The organism is Candidatus Competibacter phosphatis (assembly GCF_012939995.1).
In the GTDB taxonomy this organism is placed as follows: domain Bacteria; phylum Pseudomonadota; class Gammaproteobacteria; order Competibacterales; family Competibacteraceae; genus Competibacter; species Competibacter phosphatis.
Genome location: NZ_SPMZ01000039.1, coordinates 1 through 19,219 on the forward strand (window position 1 = coordinate 1; position 19,219 = coordinate 19,219).

The 19,219-nt window shown below is 60.5% G+C and carries 20 protein-coding genes and 2 pseudogenes; 15 read left to right on the forward strand and 7 right to left on the reverse strand.

What is annotated here, in order from left to right:
* A partial coding sequence (locus tag E4P82_RS22230) for a hypothetical protein (protein ID WP_246327588.1) occupies positions 1–220 on the reverse strand: 220 nt, incomplete at its 3' end.
* Here E4P82_RS22230 and E4P82_RS13595 point away from each other — a divergent pair.
* Both E4P82_RS13595 and E4P82_RS13600 read left to right on the forward strand, forming a co-directional pair.
* A pseudogene (locus E4P82_RS13595) lies at positions 149–1,130 on the forward strand (bifunctional UDP-4-keto-pentose/UDP-xylose synthase). The gene E4P82_RS22230 and the pseudogene E4P82_RS13595 sit on opposite strands and share 72 nt — an antisense overlap.
* Before the next feature lie 9 nt (positions 1,131–1,139).
* Positions 1,140–2,048, forward strand: a complete 909-nt coding sequence (locus tag E4P82_RS13600; RefSeq protein ID WP_169249416.1) for a polysaccharide deacetylase family protein — start codon at positions 1,140–1,142, stop codon at positions 2,046–2,048.
* 14 nt (positions 2,049–2,062) lie between these two features.
* Here the strand turns inward: E4P82_RS13600 and E4P82_RS13605 are convergent, their stop codons facing one another.
* The 5 genes from E4P82_RS13605 to E4P82_RS13625 are packed head-to-tail and all read right to left on the reverse strand — an operon-like array spanning position 2,063 to position 6,433.
* Entirely contained in the window at positions 2,063–3,157 is a 1,095-nt protein-coding gene (locus E4P82_RS13605; RefSeq protein ID WP_169249395.1) for a substrate-binding domain-containing protein, read from the reverse strand.
* Between the two features lie 47 nt (positions 3,158–3,204).
* Positions 3,205–4,947, reverse strand: a complete 1,743-nt coding sequence (gene ureC, locus E4P82_RS13610) for an urease subunit alpha (RefSeq protein ID WP_169249396.1) — start codon at positions 4,945–4,947, stop codon at positions 3,205–3,207.
* Complete coding sequence (locus tag E4P82_RS13615; RefSeq protein ID WP_169249397.1) at positions 4,944–5,261, reverse strand: urease subunit beta; 318 nt, start codon at positions 5,259–5,261, stop codon at positions 4,944–4,946. The genes ureC and E4P82_RS13615 overlap by 4 nt, the downstream gene beginning before the upstream one ends.
* A gap of 11 nt (positions 5,262–5,272) precedes the next feature.
* The gene (gene ureA / locus E4P82_RS13620; protein ID WP_169249398.1) at positions 5,273–5,575 is read right to left on the reverse strand and encodes an urease subunit gamma; all 303 of its coding nucleotides are present in this window, start codon (positions 5,573–5,575) and stop codon (positions 5,273–5,275) included.
* A gap of 18 nt (positions 5,576–5,593) precedes the next feature.
* On the reverse strand, positions 5,594–6,433 hold the full coding sequence (locus tag E4P82_RS13625; protein WP_169249399.1) for an urease accessory protein UreD: 840 nt from the start codon (positions 6,431–6,433) through the stop codon (positions 5,594–5,596).
* A gap of 192 nt (positions 6,434–6,625) precedes the next feature.
* Here E4P82_RS13625 and bioH point away from each other — a divergent pair, with 192 nt between their 5' ends.
* The 7 genes and pseudogenes from bioH to E4P82_RS13660 all read left to right on the forward strand — a co-directional run bounded on the left by bioH (position 6,626) and on the right by E4P82_RS13660 (position 13,149).
* Positions 6,626–7,447 carry a pimeloyl-ACP methyl ester esterase BioH gene (gene bioH, locus E4P82_RS13630; RefSeq protein ID WP_246327585.1) on the forward strand — a complete coding sequence of 274 codons (822 nt, stop codon included), beginning with the start codon at positions 6,626–6,628 and terminating at the stop codon, positions 7,445–7,447.
* Positions 7,440–8,339: a malonyl-ACP O-methyltransferase BioC gene (gene bioC, locus E4P82_RS13635; RefSeq protein WP_169249400.1), complete on the forward strand. Its 900-nt coding sequence runs from the start codon at positions 7,440–7,442 to the stop codon at positions 8,337–8,339. Before bioH ends, bioC begins: the two co-directional genes overlap by 8 nt.
* Positions 8,340–8,468: 129 nt before the next feature.
* Positions 8,469–8,951, forward strand: a complete 483-nt coding sequence (locus E4P82_RS13640; protein WP_169249401.1) for a DUF2244 domain-containing protein — start codon at positions 8,469–8,471, stop codon at positions 8,949–8,951.
* A gap of 105 nt (positions 8,952–9,056) precedes the next feature.
* Positions 9,057–9,848 (forward strand): annotated as a pseudogene (gene coxB, locus E4P82_RS13645) (cytochrome c oxidase subunit II); the annotation flags it as partial.
* 59 nt (positions 9,849–9,907) lie between these two features.
* Positions 9,908–11,500 carry a cytochrome c oxidase subunit I gene (gene ctaD / locus E4P82_RS13650; protein WP_169249402.1) on the forward strand — a complete coding sequence of 531 codons (1,593 nt, stop codon included), beginning with the start codon at positions 9,908–9,910 and terminating at the stop codon, positions 11,498–11,500.
* A 163-nt stretch (positions 11,501–11,663) separates the two neighbouring features.
* A complete protein-coding gene (locus tag E4P82_RS13655; RefSeq protein WP_246327586.1) occupies positions 11,664–12,203 on the forward strand; it encodes a cytochrome c oxidase assembly protein in 540 nt (179 codons plus the stop codon).
* 73 nt (positions 12,204–12,276) lie between these two features.
* On the forward strand, positions 12,277–13,149 hold the full coding sequence (locus E4P82_RS13660) for a cytochrome c oxidase subunit 3 (protein WP_169249403.1): 873 nt from the start codon (positions 12,277–12,279) through the stop codon (positions 13,147–13,149).
* A 15-nt stretch (positions 13,150–13,164) separates the two neighbouring features.
* Here the strand turns inward: E4P82_RS13660 and E4P82_RS13665 are convergent, their stop codons facing one another.
* On the reverse strand, positions 13,165–13,371 hold the full coding sequence (locus E4P82_RS13665) for a twin transmembrane helix small protein (RefSeq protein WP_169249404.1): 207 nt from the start codon (positions 13,369–13,371) through the stop codon (positions 13,165–13,167).
* Positions 13,372–13,471: 100 nt separating this feature from the next.
* Here E4P82_RS13665 and E4P82_RS13670 point away from each other — a divergent pair, with 100 nt between their 5' ends.
* From E4P82_RS13670 to ccoO, 6 genes are all read left to right on the forward strand, one after another.
* On the forward strand, positions 13,472–14,203 hold the full coding sequence (locus E4P82_RS13670) for an SURF1 family protein (protein ID WP_169249405.1): 732 nt from the start codon (positions 13,472–13,474) through the stop codon (positions 14,201–14,203).
* A gap of 77 nt (positions 14,204–14,280) precedes the next feature.
* A complete protein-coding gene (locus tag E4P82_RS13675) occupies positions 14,281–14,835 on the forward strand; it encodes an SCO family protein (protein WP_169249406.1) in 555 nt (184 codons plus the stop codon).
* A 6-nt stretch (positions 14,836–14,841) separates the two neighbouring features.
* Entirely contained in the window at positions 14,842–15,852 is a 1,011-nt protein-coding gene (locus E4P82_RS13680; RefSeq protein WP_169249407.1) for a COX15/CtaA family protein, read from the forward strand.
* Positions 15,852–16,766, forward strand: a complete 915-nt coding sequence (gene cyoE / locus E4P82_RS13685; RefSeq protein WP_169249420.1) for a heme o synthase — start codon at positions 15,852–15,854, stop codon at positions 16,764–16,766. The genes E4P82_RS13680 and cyoE overlap by 1 nt, the downstream gene beginning before the upstream one ends.
* Positions 16,767–16,969: 203 nt before the next feature.
* Positions 16,970–18,418: a cytochrome-c oxidase, cbb3-type subunit I gene (gene ccoN, locus E4P82_RS13690; RefSeq protein WP_169249408.1), complete on the forward strand. Its 1,449-nt coding sequence runs from the start codon at positions 16,970–16,972 to the stop codon at positions 18,416–18,418.
* A gap of 26 nt (positions 18,419–18,444) precedes the next feature.
* Complete coding sequence (gene ccoO / locus E4P82_RS13695) at positions 18,445–19,179, forward strand: cytochrome-c oxidase, cbb3-type subunit II (RefSeq protein ID WP_169249409.1); 735 nt, start codon at positions 18,445–18,447, stop codon at positions 19,177–19,179.
* Positions 19,180–19,219: the final 40 nt, after the last annotated feature.

The window sequence follows — 19,219 nt, forward strand, 5'->3', positions numbered from 1 at the left end:
TCCGGTCCGTGGCGCTTGGGCGACTGAAATCGCCGGGCAACGCCCGCTTCAAATTCATCTTCAAGACATCGGAATCCTTTCCGCAATGAAAAGAGTGCTTGTTCTCGGCGTCAACGGGTTCATCGGTCATCATCTGTCCAAGCGCATTTTGGCCGACACCGATTGGCAAATTCACGGCATGGACATGCAGGACGATCGCGTCCTCGATCTGCTTGATCATCCGCGCTTTCGCTTTTTTCGAGGGCGATATCACCATCAACCGGGAGTGGATCGAATACCACGTCAAGAAATGCGACGTGGTGCTGCCGTTGGTGGCCATTGCCACGCCCGCGACTTATGTGCGCGAACCGCTGCGGGTGTTCGAACTCGACTTTGAGGCCAATCTACCGATCGTGCGGGCCTGCGTCAGGTACCGCAAGCGACTGGTTTTCCCCTCGACCTCCGAGGTGTACGGCATGTGCGCGGACCCGGAGTTCGATTCCGAGAACTCGCCACTGGTCTACGGGCCGATCAACAAACCCCGTTGGATCTACGCCTGCGCCAAGCAGATGATGGATCGGGTGATCTGGGCCTACGGCATGGAGCAGGGGCTCGATTTCACGCTGTTTCGGCCGTTCAACTGGATCGGCGCTGGCCTCGATTCCATCAATACCCCCAAGGAAGGTAGCTCTCGGGTGATCACCCAATTTCTGGGTCAGATCGCGAGGGGGGAATCGATCAAACTGGTCGATGGCGGCACCCAGCGGCGCTCGTTCACCTACATCGACGACGGCATCGATGCGCTGATGCGGATCATCGCCAACGAGCGGAGCGTAACCAGCGGCAAGATCTACAATATCGGCAATCCGCGCAACAACTTGTCAGTGCGCGAACTCGCAGTCCGCATGTTGGAACTGGCGGCGGAATACCCGGAATATCGGGAACGGGCGGCCAGAGTGCAATTGATCGAAACCACCGCGCACGACTATTACGGTCAGGGTTATCAGGACGTGCAACAGCGGGTGCCGAAGATCGCCAATACCTGCGCTGATCTCGACTGGCGGCCCGAAGTCACCATGGACGAGGCGTTGCGGCGGATTTTCGAGGCGTATCGCGCCCATGTGGCCGATGCCGGCACGTTGGTCGATTGACCGGTGTCAGTGCCATCGCTGACCCTGAAGGTCGATGTCGATACCCTGCGCGGGACGCTGGAGGGTGTGCCGCGGCTGGTCGAACTTTTTCGCCAGCATCGAACAGATGCGACGTTCCTGTTTAGTCTCGGTCCCGATCACACCGGTTGGGCGATTCGGCGAGTGTTCCAGCGCGGCTTTCTCGGCAAGGTCAAGCGGACCTCGGTGGTCGAGCATTACGGCGTGAGGACGCTGTTGTACGGGGTCTTGCTGCCGGGACCGGACATCGGTCGCCGCGCCGGCGAGGTGATGCGCTCGGTCCACGCGGCCGGCTTCGAGACCGGCATTCACTGCTGGGATCATGTCCTCTGGCAGGATCGGGTGGCCGTGGCCGATCGGGAATGGACGGCCCGTGAGTGGGGCAAGGCGGTGGCGCGTTATGCCGAGATCTTTGGGGAAGCGGCGACCGTGCACGGCGCGGCTGGTTGGCAGATGAACGATCATGCTCTCCGGTTGGCGGACGATGATGGTTTCACTTGCTGTTCCGATGCGCGTGGTACCCATCCATTCCAGCCGGTCGTGGCCGGCGCAACGCTGCGCTGTCCGCAATGGCCAACCACCTTGCCGACCCTGGACGAGCTGATCGGAGTGGATGGAGTGACGCCCGACAACGTGGCTGATCGACTGCTGGAGCTGACCCGCGTCGCGCCGCCGACCGGCCATGTCTTCACTCTGCACGCTGAATTGGAGGGCATGAAATTTCTGCCCATACTCGATCGTCTGTTGACCGGCTGGCGCGACCAGGGCTACCGACTCGGCGCGCTGCGCGCGGCGGTCGCCGAGCGCGCGTTCGACACTTTGCCTCGCCACGCGCTGCGCTACGGCGCTGTTCCGGGTCGCAGCGGCACGTTGCTGGTCCAGGGGGTGGCGGTGGACTAATCGGGTTAGTGGGCTCAGCGCGCTGTCAGATCGGCTACGCTGGCTCGTGCCAGATTGCGGTCGGGTAAGGACAGGGTCACCATACCGATGGCACTCAGATAACCCCGATTGGTGCCGATGGCGGTTTCGGAGGTGAGCTCGGCCAGATAGTTTTGCAGTCCCGTGACGTTGCTGAGATGGGCTTTTTTGACATAAAAACGCAGCGATTCCGTGAGCGGGTACACGCTGTGGGCAATGCTTGGAGCTGAGGGTTCGTAGCCATCGATCGCAATGGGATTCAGGCCGGCGTCCTGGCTGAATTGGTTTTGCGCCATGATGCCCAGCGCATTGGGGTTGGCCTGCACCTCCTTGATGGCGGCACCGTAGTCCTTGAACTCCACATAGGCGCCATCCTCTCGGGGTTGTGTGCAAGCCGCTACGAGGGTTTTGGGGTCGTTCCCGGTCAGGGTTTGCATCGCATCGATCTGTTGGCAACCGGCCAGCATGATCTGGTTTATCACGATATCGTGGGTGCCATGCATTTCGGCCGGCGCCCATATCGTGATTTTGGTATTGGGCAAGGTCGGATCGATGTCTTTCCAGGTCTTGTAAGGATTGGGAATCAGCTTGGCACTGTTTTTCGGATCCGGGACCTCCTTGGCCATGGCCAGGAATAAATTCTTGCGGGTGAGATTGCCAACCTTGGCGCTGGCGTTCGATTGCACGACGACCGTAGCGATGGTGCCAATATTGATTTCAACGATGTCCTTGACGCCATTTTTTTCGCACGTTTCCCTTTCCGTAGGCTTGATGGGCCGTACCGCGATGGCGATATCCGGGGTCTCGGTACCCGCTCCCGAGCAAAACAGTTTCAAACCGGCGCCCGAGCCGATGGCTTGGATTTGAGGGGGGCGTAAGTGAGAGGTTTGGCTGAAACGCTCCCCAACCGCAGTCGCAAAGGGCGCGACCGTGGTTGAACCCGCCATGCTGATGTAGTCACGCTCGGTAGCAGCCATGCTGGTTGTTGCGACCATCCAGAGAGCGCTCGTAAGGATCGAGTGACGTATAAGCATTTGGTCTTCCCCTGAGTTGTCAGCGAGTAGATGGTGTCTGTCATCTGTTCGTAACATTATAGTCAGGGCTTGGACTTCTCCTCGAAATTGTGAAGACGGGTGTTTTAAAACAGAAAATATCGCTGCGCCAGCGGCAAAACCTTGGCCGGCTCGCAGGTGAGCAACACCCCATCGGCCCGTACCTCGTAGGTCTGCGGGTCCACTTCGACGCGAGGCAAATAGTCGTTGTGGATCAGATCACGCTTGCCGATGGCGCGGGTATCCCGTACCGCCGCCAGCATTCGGTTCAGACCCAGTGCATCCAGCGCGCCGCTGTTCAGTGCGGCCTTGGATACGAAAGTCAGGCAGGTTGCCGCCAGCGCGCCGCCGAAGGCGCCGAACATCGGCCGGTAATGCACCGGTTGCGGCGTCGGAATCGAAGCATTGGGGTCGCCCATCGGCGCGGCGACAATGAAGCCACCCTTGACGATCAGCGACGGCTTGACCCCAAAAAACGCCGGTTGCCACAGCACGATGTCGGCCAGCTTACCCACCTCCAGCGAGCCGACCAGATGACCGATGCCATGAGTGATGGCGGGGTTGATGGTGTACTTGGCGACGTAACGCTTGACCCGGAAATTGTCGGCGCGCTCACTCCCCTCTCCCGCTAGCGGGAGAGGGGTTGGGGGTGAGGGTGGCGGCAAATACCCGCGCTGTACCTTCATCTTATGGGCGGTCTGCCAAGTGCGGGTAATCACCTCGCCGACCCGGCCCATGGCTTGCGAATCGGAAGAAATCATCGAGAACGCACCCAGGTCGTGCAGGATGTCCTCGGCGGCGATGGTTTCGCGGCGGATGCGCGAATCGGCGAAGGCCACGTCCTCGGGAATACCGGGATCAAGGTGATGGCAGACCATCAGCATGTCGAGGTGTTCGTCCACGGTGTTGACCGTGTACGGCCGGGTCGGATTGGTAGAGGAGGGCAACACGTTCGGCTCGCCGCAGGCGCGGATGATGTCGGGCGCATGACCCCCGCCGGCACCTTCGGTGTGATAGGTATGAATCGCCCGACCTTTGAAGGCTGCTAGAGTATCCTCGACAAAGCCGGATTCGTTGAGCGTGTCGGTGTGAATCGCCACCTGCACGTCGTAACGTTCAGCGACGCTCAGACAGTTGTCGATTGCCGCCGGCGTGGTGCCCCAGTCCTCGTGCAGTTTTAGGCCCATCGCGCCGGCTTCGAGCTGTTCCTCCAATGCCGCCGGGCGACTGGCGTTGCCCTTGCCGAGAAAGCCGAGATTGACCGGCAGCCCTTCCGCCGCTTGCAGCATCCGTCGCAGATTCCACGGTCCAGGTGTGCAGGTGGTCGCATTGGTGCCGGTGGCCGGGCCGGTGCCGCCGCCGAGCATGGTGGTCACGCCAGACATCAGCGCTTCCTCGACTTGCTGCGGGCAGATGAAATGGATGTGGCTGTCGATGCCGCCGGCGGTGGCGATCAAGTCTTCGCCAGCGATGGCCTCGGTACCGGGACCGATGACGATGTTCACGCCCGGCTGGATGTCGGGGTTGCCGGCCTTGCCGATACCGGCGATGCGGCCGTCCTTGATGCCGATGTCGGCCTTGACGATGCCCCAGTGATCGACGATCAGCGCATTGGTGATCACGGTATCGACCGCGCCCTCGGCTTGGGTGCGCTGCGACTGGCCCATGCCGTCGCGGATCACCTTGCCGCCGCCGAATTTCACTTCCTCGCCATAAAGTGCATGATCATGTTCGACCTCGATCCATAACTCGGTATCGCCCAACCGAACCCGGTCGCCGATGGTGGGGCCATACATGTCCGCATAAGCGCGACGGTCGATGCGGCTCATGGCTGGTCCTCCAGCGGTCCCATGATCGCGGCGCGAAAGCCGTACACTTCCCGCGCGCCGGCGTAGTCGACCAGATCCACTTCGCGTTCCTGACCCGGCTCGAAGCGCACGGCGGTGCCGGCGGGGATATCGAGTCGGCAACCACGCGCCAGTGTCCGGTCGAAGCGCAGCGCCGGGTTGGTCTCGGCAAAGTGATAATGCGAGCCGACCTGGATCGGCCGGTCGCCGGTGTTGGCCACGCTCAGTCGCAGCGCGCGGCGGCCGGCATTGAGTTCGAGGTCACCGGCGGCGGTGACGATTTCACCGGGGATCATGGGCGTTCTCCTCAGGGAATCGGGTGGTGCACGGTCACCAGTTTGGTGCCGTCCGGGAAGGTGGCCTCGATCTGTACTTCGGGGATCATCTCCGGGACTCCTTCCATGACCTCATCGCGGGTCAGCAGGGTGCGGCCATGGCTCATCAGTTCCGCCACGCTCTTACCCTCCCGCGCGCCTTCCAGCAGGGCACAGGAAATATAGGCGACGGTTTCCGGATAGTTGAGTTTCAGGCCCTTGGCCTTGCGCCGTTCCGCCAGCAGGCCGGCGGTGAACAGCAGCAGCTTGTCTTTTTCGCGGGGCGTGAGTTCCATGAACGTTCTCGCACGGGGTCAGGTAATCCAGAAACGGGAGGGGCAGGGCGGACGGTCCAATAGCGCCGGTCGGAGCAAGCCCCATGCCATGGTCAGAAGCTGGCGGGCCATGGTCGCCGATGGGCCCAGATAGCGACACACCAGCACCCCGTCCAACTGACTGACGGATACCCTGGCCTCGCCAGCCGACGGCTCCAGGGCGGCGCGCAAATCGGCAACCAGACCCGGCGGCGAACCGGCGGCAAGCAGAGTGGCGCTGGCCGGTTGGCCTTGCAGTCCCCAGTGAGCGGCGAGCACCGGCTCTCCACCAGTATAGCGCCCCTGTTCCAGGTAGAGCGGTTCGCCGTCGCGCCACAATTCGAAATTTTGCTGGCACTCGCCGAATTCGAACCGCTCGCCAGCCGCCGGTCGGCCCAGGCAGAGGATTTCCCAACCCAGAAAGCGTGCGTCGCCCTGTAAGTCGATCCGGGTCGAGGTCTGTATCCGAGCGCCCTGGTAGACGATGTTTTCCTGCGGCAACCATTCCAGCGCCGCCCCGGTGGTGACGGTCAGATGTTGGCGTTGTCGGGCGAACGGACCCGCGCTGCGGTAAAATTTGCCGGCGGCCGGGGTGGTGAGCAGCGCATGGGCGCCCGGATCGAGAGTGGCATCGATCCGCAGTCGATCGCCGCCGACCACGCCGCCGGGGGGATGAAGAATCGCGACGTGGCAGACCTCTTTTCCTTCGGGATAGAACGGCCGCTGCACTTGTAAAGGACCGCGATGCGCGCATTGCCCCAGGATGGTGCGCTGAGCCTGACGCTGAAAGCCGAGGTTCAGATGGGCTTGCCAGCCCGTGGCGGATGCGGTCGAAGTCATGGCAACATGCGATAGCTCAGATCGGCGGAACGGCGAGTATTGTAGCCCCTCACCGAAAGATCGTACCGAGCCCACTGATTCGGTATGGTGATCGTGGTCCCCGTTCGATATGACCGGCATCGGATTGGATCAGGTGTTGCTGACAGGACAGGGCCGCTGACTTTGGAGATTTGAACACTTGGAACAATCCGCATGACGAACTCATCCGTCGATGGCGATGGGGTGTCGGAAACGCGCTCCATGGCATCCTCGCTCTACACCGAAACCATCGGGACCGGACCGGATGTGGTGCTAGTGCATGGTTGGGGCATGCATTCCGGCGTCTGGGAAGACGTGGTGGAAGCTCTGCTCGATCATTATCGGGTGACCCTATTGGACTTGCCGGGGCATGGCTACAGCCGGTCGATGGCCGCCGGTCATGCCCTGAACGATCTGGCTGCCGCGTTGGCGGCCGCGACGCCGTCGCCGGCCGCCTGGGTGGGTTGGTCGCTGGGTGGGCTGGTCGCGCAACAGGTAGCGCTGGCCGCGCCAAAGCGAGTCAGCCGGTTGGTGCTGGTCAACAGCACGCCCTGTTTCGTGCAGCGACCCGACTGGTTGTGCGGCATTGCCCGACCGGTACTGCGCCGATTTGCGGAAGAGTTGCGGCAGGACCACCGGGCCGTGCTCAAGCGCTTCATCGCCCTGGAGGTGCACGGTAGCGAACATGCGGGCGCGCAACTGCACCGTCTTAAGGCCATGCTGTTCCAGCATGGACAGCCGGACGTAGCGGCGCTGGAGGATGGTTTGGCGATCCTGGAGGCCAGTGACCTGCGCGCCGAGTTGCCACGCATCGCCTGCCCGACCCTGCTGTTGATGGGGCAGCGTGACCAGTTGGTGCCGGCGGCGGCCGGCGAAGCCATGCGGGATTTGCTGCCGGACGCGTGCCTGCATGTTTTTCCCCGCGCCGGTCACGCGCCGTTCTTTTCGCACTTGCCGGAATTCGTGGCCGAATTGCGAGCGTTTCTCGATGCATGAATCTTCCGATAGCCCCTTTACACTCGACCGGCATCGGTTGCGCCGGGCATTCGAGCGAGCAGCGGCCAGCTACGACCAAGCCGCCGTTCTGCAACGTGAGATCGGTGGTCGACTGCTGGAGCGGTTGGATCTGATCAAACTAAAGCCTGAATCGATCGTCGATGTTGGCTGCGGAACCGGAGCGATCACGGCAGCGTTGCTGAAGAAATATCGCAAGGCTCGGGTGATTGGGTTGGAACTGGCGCCGGCCATGGTGGCCGCCGCCCGCAGGCGTGCACCCTGGCTGCGTACCTTGCATGGCGTGGTCGGTGAAGCCGAGGCGCTGCCACTGGCCGCCGCCAGTTGCGATCTGATTTTTTCCAACCTTGCCCTGCAATGGATGTTGGATTTGGATCGCGTGTTCGCCGAGTTTCAGCGGGTGCTCAAGCCGGGCGGCGTGCTGCTGTTCAGCACGCTGGGACCCGATACGCTGCTCGAATTGCGTCGTGCTTGGGCGGTCGCCGATTCCTATCACCACGTCAACGCTTTTTTCGATATGCACGATATCGGCGATGCCCTGATGCGGACCCGTCTGGCCGAACCGGTGATGGATACCGAGCGGCTAACTCTCACCTATCGGGATGTGGATGGGCTGATCAGCGACCTCAGGGCACTCGGCGCCGGCAATGTAACCGCCGGCCGACCCCGGGGATTGACGAGCAGGGGGCGGATGCGAGTCATGCGGGAGACCTACGAACGGTACCGTCGTCCCGATGGGTTGTTGCCAGTCGCTTGCGAGGTGGTTTATGGCCATGCCTGGGGACCGCTCACCAGTCCGTCGCGTTCTCGGACGGCGAGTCCGGCGGTATTCCCGTTGTCGCAATTGCGCCACCGTGGCTGGAAAGAAGACTGAGCCCGGACTTCGTCATCTTTGCATCATCCCTAACGTACAAATCCCTAGTTTTGGGCAGGGGTATTGACAAGAGCCACATATCCCGTTACTTGTTAATAAGGCAAGGCAAAGCAGGGGAATTGCCGAATTATGGTCGCGGTCGAGAGCGGTACGGCAGAGTGTCAATATTGTTATGTACTTCGTCCCAACCGATCGCTGTCGTGGCGGCAAAATCTGGGGGTGTTCGGCGGCTTGTGCCTGGTGACCCTGATGCTGGTGGCTCCTTTGGTCGCCATGGGGTTTTGGCTGGTGTTACCGTTCGCCGGTCTGGAACTGCTGGCGGTGGGAATCGGGCTATACTACGTGACCTGCCGCTGTCACGAGTGTGAAGTAATCTGCGTTGCGGCGGACAGCATCCGGATCGAACGGGGGCGGCGACGTCCCCAGCAGAGCTGGGTGCTGACCCGGCATTGGGCGCGGGTGGTGCTGACGGGTTGCCCCCGGCAGTGGTATCCGAGTCGCTTGCAGATCCGTGCCCAGGGTCGGGCTGTCGAGGTTGGGCGTTTTCTGATCGAAGAAGAACGGTGCGAGTTGGCTCGGGAACTGACCCGTTGCCTTCGTGCCAATCCATAAATCTCTCTACCTTTTGATACGGTCGGCGTCAATCCGGCTGTTTTGTATGTTTTACGCTAGGCGCCGCCGGTCCGGGCGCGTCGAACTATCTGGATGAGGAGGAGTATGGCAACCAGTCGCATCGCGCACGGGGGCGGTATCGCCTTGGGTGCAGCACTATCGTTGGCGTGGAGTGTGGGCGCGCACGCCGATTTGACGTTGAACATGCCGCAGGGCGTCACCGCCATCAGCCATGATGTTTACCATCTGCATATGCTGATCTTCTGGATTTGCGTAGTCATCGGCGTGGTGGTGTTCGGAGTCATGTTCTGGTCGATCTACCACCACCGCAAATCGCGCGGCGCGGTGCCTGCTCAGTTCCACGAAAGCACCTTGGTCGAAGTGTTGTGGACGATTGTCCCGATGATGATTCTGATCGGCATGGCGGTTCCCGCCACCGGCACCTTGGTTCGTATGTACGACGCCCGCGATGCCGAATTGACGATCAAGGTCACCGGCTATCAGTGGCGCTGGCAATACGATTATCTGGACGATGGTGTCAAGTTTTTCAGTACGCTTTCCACCCCTCAGGCACAGATCCGCAATCTCGCCCCCAAGGGCGAACATTATCTGCTGGAGGTGGATCATCCATTGGTGTTGCCGGTCGGCAAGAAGGTGCGCATCCTGACCACCGCCGCCGATGTGATTCATTCCTGGTGGGTGCCGGAACTAGGCTGGAAAAAAGATGCGATTCCCGGATTCATCAATGAAGTCTGGACGCAGATCGAGAAACCGGGCATCTATCGCGGCCAGTGCGCCGAACTGTGCGGCAGGGATCACGGCTTCATGCCGATCGTGGTCAAGGCCTTGCCCGAGGCTGAATTTCGGCAATGGCTGGAGCAGATGAAGAAAGATTCAACCTCGCAAACCGCGCAAAACGATTCGCGCGCCCCCATCGTTCCTGGAGGTCAGACTCTATGAGCACGGCATCGCATACCACCGATCACGCCACCGATCACGATCATGATCACGGACCGGCGCGCGGCCTGAGCCGCTGGTTGTTGACCACCAATCACAAGGATATCGGCACGCTTTACCTGCTGTTTTCGTTGCTGATGTTCTTCATCGGCGGCGCGATGGCGTTGGTGATCCGCGCCGAGCTGTTCCAGCCGGGCCTGCAAATTGTCGATCCCTACTTCTTCAACCAGATGACCACCCTGCACGCGCTGGTGATGATCTTCGGCGCGGTGATGCCCGCTTTTGTCGGGCTGGCCAACTGGCTGCTCCCGATGATGGTCGGCGCGCCGGACATGGCGCTGCCGCGCATGAATAACTGGTCGTTCTGGATCATGCCGTTCGCTTTCACGCTGCTGCTATCCACGCTGTTCATGCCCGGTGGCGGCCCGGCCGGTGGTTGGACCCTGTATCCGCCGTTGGTGTTGCAGACCGGCAGCGCCTTTCCGTTCGTGATCCTGGCGATCCACATGATGGGCGCCTCCTCGATCATGGGCGCGATCAACATCATCGCCACCATTCTCAACCTGCGCGCGCCGGGCATGACCCTGATGAAGATGCCCCTGTTCGTGTGGACCTGGCTGATCACCGCGTTCCTGCTGATCGCGGTGATGCCAGTGTTGGCCGGCACGGTGACCATGTTGCTGACCGATAAGTTCTTCGGCACCTCGTTCTTCAGCGCCGCCGGTGGCGGCGACCCGGTGATGTTCCAGCACATCTTCTGGTTTTTCGGCCATCCCGAGGTCTACATCATGATTCTGCCGGCGTTCGGGGTCATCTCGCAGATCATTCCGACCTTCGCCCGCAAGCCGCTGTTCGGCTACGCTTCGATGGTGTATGCGACCGCTTCGATCGCCTTCCTGTCCTTCATTGTCTGGGCGCATCACATGTTCACGGTGGGGATGCCGTTGGCTGGCGAACTGTTTTTCATGTACGCGACCATGCTGATCGCGGTGCCGACTGGAGTGAAGGTGTTCAACTGGGTCTCGACCATGTGGCGCGGCGCGATGACCTTCGAAACGCCGATGCTATTCGCCATCGCCTTTGTGATTCTATTCACGATCGGCGGTTTCTCCGGACTGATGCTGGCGATCGCGCCGGCTGATTTCCAGTACCAGGACACCTATTTCGTGGTGGCGCACTTCCACTACGTGTTGGTGCCGGGCGCGGTGTTCTCGATCATGGCGGCGGCTTATTACTGGTTACCGAAGTGGACCGGCCACATGTACAACGAGAAACTGGGCAAGCTGCATTTCTGGTTGTCGGTCATCGGGGTCAACGTGTTGTTTTTCCCGCAGCATTTCCTGGGGTTGGCCGGCATGCCGCGCCGTATCCCTGACTACGCCTTGCAGTTTACCGAGTTCAACATGGTCTCCACGGTCGGTGCGTTCCTGTTCGGCTTCTCGCAGCTGTTCTTCCTTTATAACGTCATCCAGACCATTCGCGGTGGCGCGAAAGCGACGGATCAGGTTTGGGAAGGCGCGGAGGGTTTGGAATGGACCCTGAGTTCGCCGCCACCGTACCACACCTTCACCACCGCGCCCGAAATCAAGTGAGCGTGCAAATAGAGTCAAAAAAACGCGGTCAAGCCCGTCGGCGTCAACGATCGTGCCGCGCGGGTTGGCCGCACGGTGTTGGCGCTGGCTGTACTGGCCGCAGTGTTCTATTTCGGCTTCATTCTGATGATGACGGTCTCTTCTTGATCATGGAAGGGGGGCGATGATGGTGGAAACTCGGGAAGCGGGCTTGGCGGCCGCGAATCGGCGGATGGTGCGACGCCTGCTACTGGTGACGGCGGCGATGTTTGGGTTTGGTTTCGCTCTGGTGCCGTTGTACGATGTGTTATGCCAAGTCACCGGCTTGAACGGTAAGACCAGTGGCCGTGTGGCGGTGGTGGAACCGATGAAGGTCGATGAGTCGCGCACGGTGACCGTGGAGTTCGTCGCTAGCTTGAACTTAGGCGCTCCATGGGAATTCGCGCCACAGGTCACTCGCATGCAGGTGCATCCCGGCCAGTTCTACCAGACCCATTTTTGGGCCAAGAACCTGACCAACCAGCCGATGACCGGTCAGGCAATACCCAGTATTTCGCCGGGATTGGCGGCATCTCATTTCCAGAAGATCGAGTGCTTCTGTTTCAACCACCAGCGATTCCAGGCCGGAGAAGGCAGACAAATGCCGGTCACGTTTCGCATCGATCCAGAGTTGCCGCCCGATGTACGCACGGTGACGCTGTCCTATACTTTTTTTCAGAATTGACGACGCAGGCGGTTGAAGGGTAGCCGCCCGTCAGATTTCAGATTGGTGAAAGTTACCTAAGGGGGATGCACTAATGACGCACGCGGAGCATGCGCCAGACCACTATTACGTACCCACACAAAGTCACTGGCCCATCATTGCCACCGTCAGTTTGTTTACATTGATGTTGGGTGGGGCCACGCTGCTGAACGGAGGGGGCAGCACCCTGCTGCTGACCGGGCTTGCACTCATTGTGATCACCATGTTCGGCTGGTTCGGTACGGTGATCCGCGAGAGCGAGAAGGGGCTTTACAGCGAACAGATGGACCGTTCATTTCGCTGGGGGATGAGCTGGTTCATCTTCTCCGAAGTGATGTTCTTCGCGGCGTTCTTCGGCGCCCTGTTTTACGCCCGCACCTACTCGGTGCCGTGGCTGGGCGGGGAAACCAACCATGGTGTGCTGACCCACGGTCTGCTCTGGTCCGGCTATGAAGCGGTTTGGCCCACCAACGGGCCGAGCGATGTCGGTGGTTTCTTCGCGCCGATGCATCCTTGGGGGTTGCCGGCCATCAATACCCTGATCCTGCTCAGCAGCGGCGCGACGCTCACTTGGGCGCATTGGGGATTGATTGAGGAGAATCGCCCGCAATTACTGAAAGGCTTGGCGGCGACAGTCGCTTTGGGTGTGTTGTTCCTGAGCCTTCAGGCTTACGAATACAGCCATGCCTACCATGCCTTGCACCTGACCCTGGGCAGCGGTATCTATGGGTCCACCTTCTTCATGCTCACCGGATTTCATGGGCTGCATGTGACCATTGGGGCGATCATTCTGGCCGTAATGCTATTTCGAAGTTTGGCCGGGCACTTTACCCCACAGCGGCATTTTGCCTTTGAGGCGGCGGCTTGGTACTGGCACTTCGTCGATGTGGTCTGGCTGGGGTTGTTTATCTTCGTCTACTGGTTATAGCCGCCAGTTTTCCGGTTACAGGCCATGCGGGGAAATCAGCCCAGTGGCGTAGGCCAGCATCAGCAGGACGAATAACCCGATCGATAGCACGATCCGCACGGTCAGCGCCTTGACCGTGCGGGGGCTGCGCCGCCCTCCATCGCGAATCAGGAAGACCAACCCGGAGCCCAGACTGGCGAGAATCATCAGCAGAATGAGGATGACGATGATCTTGAATATCATGGATGGCGCCGTTCCGGTCAGGGTGGGAACAATTGCCGCAAGTATACCCGAAACGGGCGAGTCATTGATGGCGCGTCCCACGGCGAGGGTTTGACGCGGGATGCGACTTGGATCATGGCGTTTCTGTCCGAGCCGCGCGTCCACCATCGCCGTGCTCTTGTTGTTGCCCGTGCTGCTGGCATTGGGTTGCTGGCAGTTAGACCGGGCGGCACAAAAAGCAGAACTTCAGACCAGCTTCGCCAAGCGGTTTGCGCAGCCGCCGGTGGATCTGGCCGGGATCGATCCGGCCGATTCCAGCAATCGTTACCTCCATGTGGTCGCTAGCGGTCGTTACGACGGCGCGCATCAAATACTGTTGGATAACCAGGTGCATGACGGCCAACCGGGTTACCAGGTGCTGACGCCACTGCGAATGGCCGAAAACACTATCCTGATCGACCGTGGCTGGGTACCGCTGGGAGAGTCCCGGCAAGTGTTGCCGGATATCGGAGTGTCCACGGACGATATAACTATCGGCGGTTGGTTGGCGCAGCCCGCGTCCCCGGGCTTGCGCTTGGGCGATGCGGCTGGGGCTGACCAGCGCTGGCCGCGAGTGATACCTTATGTCGATTACCAACGATTATCCGCAATCCTCGGGTATCCGTTGCAACCGGCGGTGATTCTTCTGGTTCCGGAAGCGCCGGAAGGCTACTGGCGCGACTGGCGGCCCCAGTTCGGCGGTTTTGGACCGGAACGTCATCGCGGTTATGCCGTACAATGGTTTGCCTTAGCGGTGGCCTTGATCATTCTTTACGTCTTCGCCAGCGCGCGCCGATTGCCGCGTTCGGAATGAGCCCTGCGATGAGTGTCGATTCGGTTTCAGTCAATCCCCCTTCTAGCCTAGCGTCTTGGCGGCAGCGGTGGTTCCTGTTGTTGATCATTGCCTGTTTTGCGCTGCCGCTGGTGACCGCTTGGTTGCTGGTCGACCGTTGGCGGCCTGCGGGTTCCGTGCAGCACGGCGAATTGCTGAACCCGGCGCATCCCCTGGATTTGCGGTTTGATCTGGCTGAGAAAAGTCGCGTCGACAATGCGACGGTGCGAGGCCGTTGGGCGCTGGTTTATCTCGGTTCGGCCGGGCAATGCGATTCGCGCTGCCAAACCGCTTTATACGACATGCGGCAAGTCCGCTTGGCGCTAGGCAAGGATATGAGCCGAGTGGTCACCCTACTGCTGTTGGATGCAGTGCCCGAGGACGGATTGCACCAGTGGTTGGCCACCGAACACGCTGCCATGTTGCTGGGCTTGGCCGATGCTAAGACCCGAAATTCGCTGCCCGAAGCCTTCGGTCAGCCGGAGCTATCCGGCGATTGGGTCTATTTACTGGATCCGCTGGGCAACTTACTGATGCGCTACCCGGTCACGGTCAATCCGAGCGGCATACTCAAGGATCTGAGACGGTTGCTGCGCTTATCCGAAATTGGATGACACAAAATGCGGTCAACGACGTTTCTTCGCTTGGCTTGGGTCGCGTTGGCGCTGGCCTTCGTGGTGGTGGTGCTCGGTGCCTACGTACGGTTGTCGGATGCCGGCCTAGGCTGTCCGGACTGGCCCGGGTGCTACGGGCATCTGGATGTGCCGGACAAAGTCGAACAGATCGCCGCCGCCAATGTGGTTTATCCCCATCGGCCGGTGGAGCCTGACAAGGCATGGAAGGAAATGATCCACCGTTATTTCGCTGGCACCCTGGGATTGCTGATTCTGGCATTGGCGGTTTTGGCCTGGCGTCGGCGGCGTGAGCCAGGTCAGCCAGTCGCATTGCCGCTAGTGTTGCTGGGGGTGGTGGTCTTCCAGGCGCTGCTCGGCATGTGGACGGTAACCTGGCAGCTGAAACCGGTGGTGGTGATGGCACATCTGCTGGGCGGTTTGACGACGCTGAGCCTGTTGGCCTGGCTGGTGTTACGGCAAGGTCGCTACGGGACCGGCGACCCGCTGACTGTCGGCGATCGGGCACTGCGGGTTTTTGCCGTGTTGGGGTTGCTGCTGCTGGTGGGGCAGATTGCACTGGGTGGTTGGACCAGCGCCAATTACGCTGCGCTGGCCTGCCCGGATTTTCCGACCTGTCAAGCACACTGGTGGCCGCCGCTGGATTTTCGGGAGGCGTTCACCCTATGGCGAGGACTGGGGATTTCCTACGAAGGCGGTGTGCTGGGCAATGATGCCCGGGTGACCATTCACATCATGCATCGTCTGGGCGCCTTGGCGATGCTGCTCTATCTCGGTTGGCTGGTCTGGCGGTTGCTGGCGCCATCCCGGAGTCGCAACTTGCGGATGGTCGGCCTGGCGATTGCGGTTTTACTCTGCGTTCAACTCGGTCTCGGACTCGCCAATGTGCTGATGCAACTGCCACTGCCGGTGGCGGTGGCTCACAACGGCGGTGCCGCATTGCTACTGCTGGCGTTGGTGACGCTTAACCATTTGCTCTGGCCGAAAACCACATCATGATGTCCACCTCCATTCAGACGCTGCGTGCCGGGCTCCGCCGCCACGGGCGGGATTATCTGGAGCTGACCAAGCCGCGGGTGGTTGCCCTGATCACTTTTACCGCGATGGTCGGCATGCTGCTGGCGACGCCGACGATGGTGCCGTGGCCGATCCTGCTGTTTGGATCGACCGGTATCGCGCTGATGGCCGGCTCCGCCGCCGCCATCAACCATCTGGTGGATCGACGGGTGGACGCCATCATGATGCGTACCTGCCGCCGACCCTTGCCCAGCGGTCAGTTGGAAGCCTGGCAGGTGCTGAGCTTTGCCTTGGCCATCGGCACATTGGGTCTGGCGTTGTTGCTGGCGTTCACCAACCCGCTCACTGCGGTGCTGACTTTTATTTCGTTGATCGGCTATGCGGTGATTTACACCTTGTTCCTCAAACGGGCGACACCACAGAACATCGTGATCGGTGGCGCCGCCGGCGCGGCGCCACCGCTACTCGGTTGGACGGCGGTGACCGGTCATGTCGATTCGGGCGCGCTGCTGCTGTTTTTGATCATCTACGTCTGGACGCCTCCGCATTTCTGGGCGTTGGCGATCCATCGCCGCCGCGATTATGCCGACGCCGACATCCCCATGTTGCCGGTGACGCACGGCGTTGCTTTCACCCGGCTACACATCCTGCTGTATACCATTCTGCTGTTTCTGGTCACCTTGCTACCCTTCCTGACCGGCATGAGCGGCTGGATTTACCTGGCTGGCGCCGTCCTGCTGGGCATCCGCTTTCTCGGTTATGCGGTCCGCCTGTTCGCGACCGGCGACGATCGGCTTGCCCTGCCGACGTTTGGGTTTTCCATCGCTTATCTGTTCGGGTTATTCGCCGCGCTGATGCTGGACCACTACTCCTCCCTCCTGTTCAAGTGGTTCTAGCTCCGAAACGAGCCGCTTCCCAAGGTTGGGTCGCCAAGAGCCGTTATTTTTCGCAATATTAGCTAATGCTGATTGAATAAACCCTTTGGTCATTAGTAGAATAGACCGCCGTCCAGCCCCACCGGACCTGTTTCACAACAACGATAAGCATCGGAAAACACCCAAAAAGCTTCTAACTTATGGCTTGCTAAGGAGACTTGGATATGGCCCAAAGCTCAGCATTGCCGGTCGAGCAATATAATTACGACATCGTCCGCAAGTTCACCATCGTGGCCATGGTGTTTGCGGTGCTCGGCATGAGCGTCGGCGTTTTCATCGCCAGCGAACTGGCCTGGCCCTTCCTCAATTTCGATATTCCCGCCCTGACGTTCGGCCGGTTGCGTCCGGTTCACACCACACTGGTAATCTTCGGTTTTGGCGGCAGCGCCCTGTTTGCCACCTCCTATTATGTAGTCCAGCGTACGTCCCAGGCACGTTTGGCTTTTCCTTGGCTGGCCGAGTTCACCTTCTGGGGCTGGACCGGTGGCGTGGCGCTGGGCGCGTTGACCTACATGATGGGCTTCACCCAGGGTCGCGAATACGCGGAATTCGAATGGCCGCTGGACATCGCCATCACGCTGGTCTGGGTATCCTACTTCGCGATTTACGTGGAAACTCTGCGCCGTCGCAGTCAGCCGCATATCTACGTGGCCAACTGGTTCTATCTGGCATTCATTCTGGCCGTTGCCCTGCTGCACATCTTCAACAACTTGGCGGTGCCGGTCAGCCTGACCAAGTCCTATAGTCTGTTTTCCGGCGTGCAGGACGCCATGACGCAGTGGTGGTATGGCCACAACGCCGTGGGCTTTTTCCTGACCGCCGCCTTTCTCGGCATGATGTACTACTTCGTGCCCAAGCAGGCCGGTCGGCCGGTCTATTCCTACCGGTTGTCGATCATCCACTTCTGGGCGCTGATTTTCCTGTACATGTGGGCCGGTGGTCACCACCTGCACTGGACCTCGCTGCCCGACTGGGTCTCGACCCTGTCGGCCACCTTCTCCATCCTGCTGTTGATGCCCTCCTGGGGCGGCATGATCAACGGCATCATGACCCTGTCGGGTGCCTGGGACAAGCTGCGCTCCGACCCGATCATGCTGTTCCTGATCACCTCGCTGTCGTTCTACGGCATGTCCACCTTCGAAGGTCCGTTGATGTCGCTGAAGAGCGTCAATGCCCTGTCGCATTACACCGACTGGACCATCGGCCATGTGCATTCCGGCGCGCTGGGCTGGGTGGCGCTGGTCAGTTTCGGCGCCTTCTATCACCTGATCCCGCGCCTGTGGGGCGCCAAGCTGTTTAGCCAGACTCTGGTCTATGTCCACTTCTGGCTGGCCACCATCGGCATCGTGCTGTATATCACCTCGATGTGGGTCGCCGGCATTGGCCAGGGACTGATGCTGCGCAGCTTCGACGACTACGGCAACCTAGCCTACACCTTCATCGAGACGGTCGAGTTCATGCATACCCCGTATATATGGCGGGCCTTGGGTGGCGCGTTCTTCGTCGCCGGGGTGTTGGTCATGGTCTACAACATGGTGATGACCCTGCGGGCGGCTCGGCGCGAGCAGGCAGCCATCGAGGCCAAGCTGGCCGCGAAAATGGCGAAAGCCTGAGCGGACGATAGCGGAGATAATCAGCGATGCGACATGAACATATCGAAACCAATTCCGGCCTGATGATCGTGCTGATCCTGCTGGTGATCAGCATCGGTGGCCTGGTGGAAATCGTCCCGCTGTTCTACATCAATGAGACGGTCGAGAAGGTGGACGGAGTGCGTCCCTACACCCCGCTGGAGATGCGCGGTCGCGACATCTACGTTCGCGAAGGCTGCTATCTGTGCCATTCCCAGCAGATCCGCCCGTTCCGCGACGAGTGGCTGCGCTACGGCCATTATTCGCTGGCGGCGGAATCGCAGTACGATCATCCATTCCAGTGGGGTTCCAAGCGTACCGGTCCCGACTTGGCGCGGGTGGGCGGCAAGTATTCCAACCAGTGGCACGTGCAGCACTTGAAGGCGCCGCGTTCGGTGGTGCCACAATCCATCATGCCCAACTATCCATGGCTGCTAGAGACCGAGCTGGATTATTCCGATTTGGCTAGCCGGATGGGCGCTCTGCGGGCGACCGGAGTGCCCTATTCGCTCACTCAGCAGGAATACGACGCGAATGTCAGCCGGTTTGGCAAGGTGGTGGCCGACCAGTTGGATATCAGCCAAGCGCAGGACAGCCTGATGAAACAGGCGCACGAGAAGGATTTCGACGGCATTCCCGGTCAGATCACCGAGATGGAAGCGCTGGTCGCGTATCTGCAGGTATTGGGCACCATGGTGGATTTCACCAAGTACGACGAAGGCTACTTCACTACGTTCCGCTAACGATCTGAACCGTGCCCCCTCCCCAGGGGGCCGGATGGAG

Excerpts from the sequence above, each read along its gene's own strand:
- ccoN (WP_169249408.1), top strand. The coding sequence starts at position 16,970 with ATGGCCCAAAGCTCAGCATTGCCGGTCGAGCAATATAATTACGACATC.
- E4P82_RS13670 (WP_169249405.1), top strand. The coding sequence starts at position 13,472 with ATGCGACTTGGATCATGGCGTTTCTGTCCGAGCCGCGCGTCCACCATC.
- ctaD (WP_169249402.1), top strand. The coding sequence starts at position 9,908 with ATGAGCACGGCATCGCATACCACCGATCACGCCACCGATCACGATCAT.
- E4P82_RS13655 (WP_246327586.1), top strand. The coding sequence starts at position 11,664 with ATGATGGTGGAAACTCGGGAAGCGGGCTTGGCGGCCGCGAATCGGCGG.
- E4P82_RS13625 (WP_169249399.1), bottom strand. The coding sequence starts at position 6,433 with ATGACTTCGACCGCATCCGCCACGGGCTGGCAAGCCCATCTGAACCTC.
- bioC (WP_169249400.1), top strand. The coding sequence starts at position 7,440 with ATGCATGAATCTTCCGATAGCCCCTTTACACTCGACCGGCATCGGTTG.
- ureA (WP_169249398.1), bottom strand. The coding sequence starts at position 5,575 with ATGGAACTCACGCCCCGCGAAAAAGACAAGCTGCTGCTGTTCACCGCC.
- E4P82_RS13615 (WP_169249397.1), bottom strand. The coding sequence starts at position 5,261 with ATGATCCCCGGTGAAATCGTCACCGCCGCCGGTGACCTCGAACTCAAT.
- E4P82_RS13640 (WP_169249401.1), top strand. The coding sequence starts at position 8,469 with ATGGTCGCGGTCGAGAGCGGTACGGCAGAGTGTCAATATTGTTATGTA.
- bioH (WP_246327585.1), top strand. The coding sequence starts at position 6,626 with ATGACGAACTCATCCGTCGATGGCGATGGGGTGTCGGAAACGCGCTCC.
- E4P82_RS13680 (WP_169249407.1), top strand. The coding sequence starts at position 14,842 with ATGCGGTCAACGACGTTTCTTCGCTTGGCTTGGGTCGCGTTGGCGCTG.
- cyoE (WP_169249420.1), top strand. The coding sequence starts at position 15,852 with ATGTCCACCTCCATTCAGACGCTGCGTGCCGGGCTCCGCCGCCACGGG.
- E4P82_RS13665 (WP_169249404.1), bottom strand. The coding sequence starts at position 13,371 with ATGATATTCAAGATCATCGTCATCCTCATTCTGCTGATGATTCTCGCC.
- ccoO (WP_169249409.1), top strand. The coding sequence starts at position 18,445 with ATGCGACATGAACATATCGAAACCAATTCCGGCCTGATGATCGTGCTG.
- E4P82_RS13660 (WP_169249403.1), top strand. The coding sequence starts at position 12,277 with ATGACGCACGCGGAGCATGCGCCAGACCACTATTACGTACCCACACAA.
- ureC (WP_169249396.1), bottom strand. The coding sequence starts at position 4,947 with ATGAGCCGCATCGACCGTCGCGCTTATGCGGACATGTATGGCCCCACC.
- E4P82_RS13605 (WP_169249395.1), bottom strand. The coding sequence starts at position 3,157 with ATGTTACGAACAGATGACAGACACCATCTACTCGCTGACAACTCAGGG.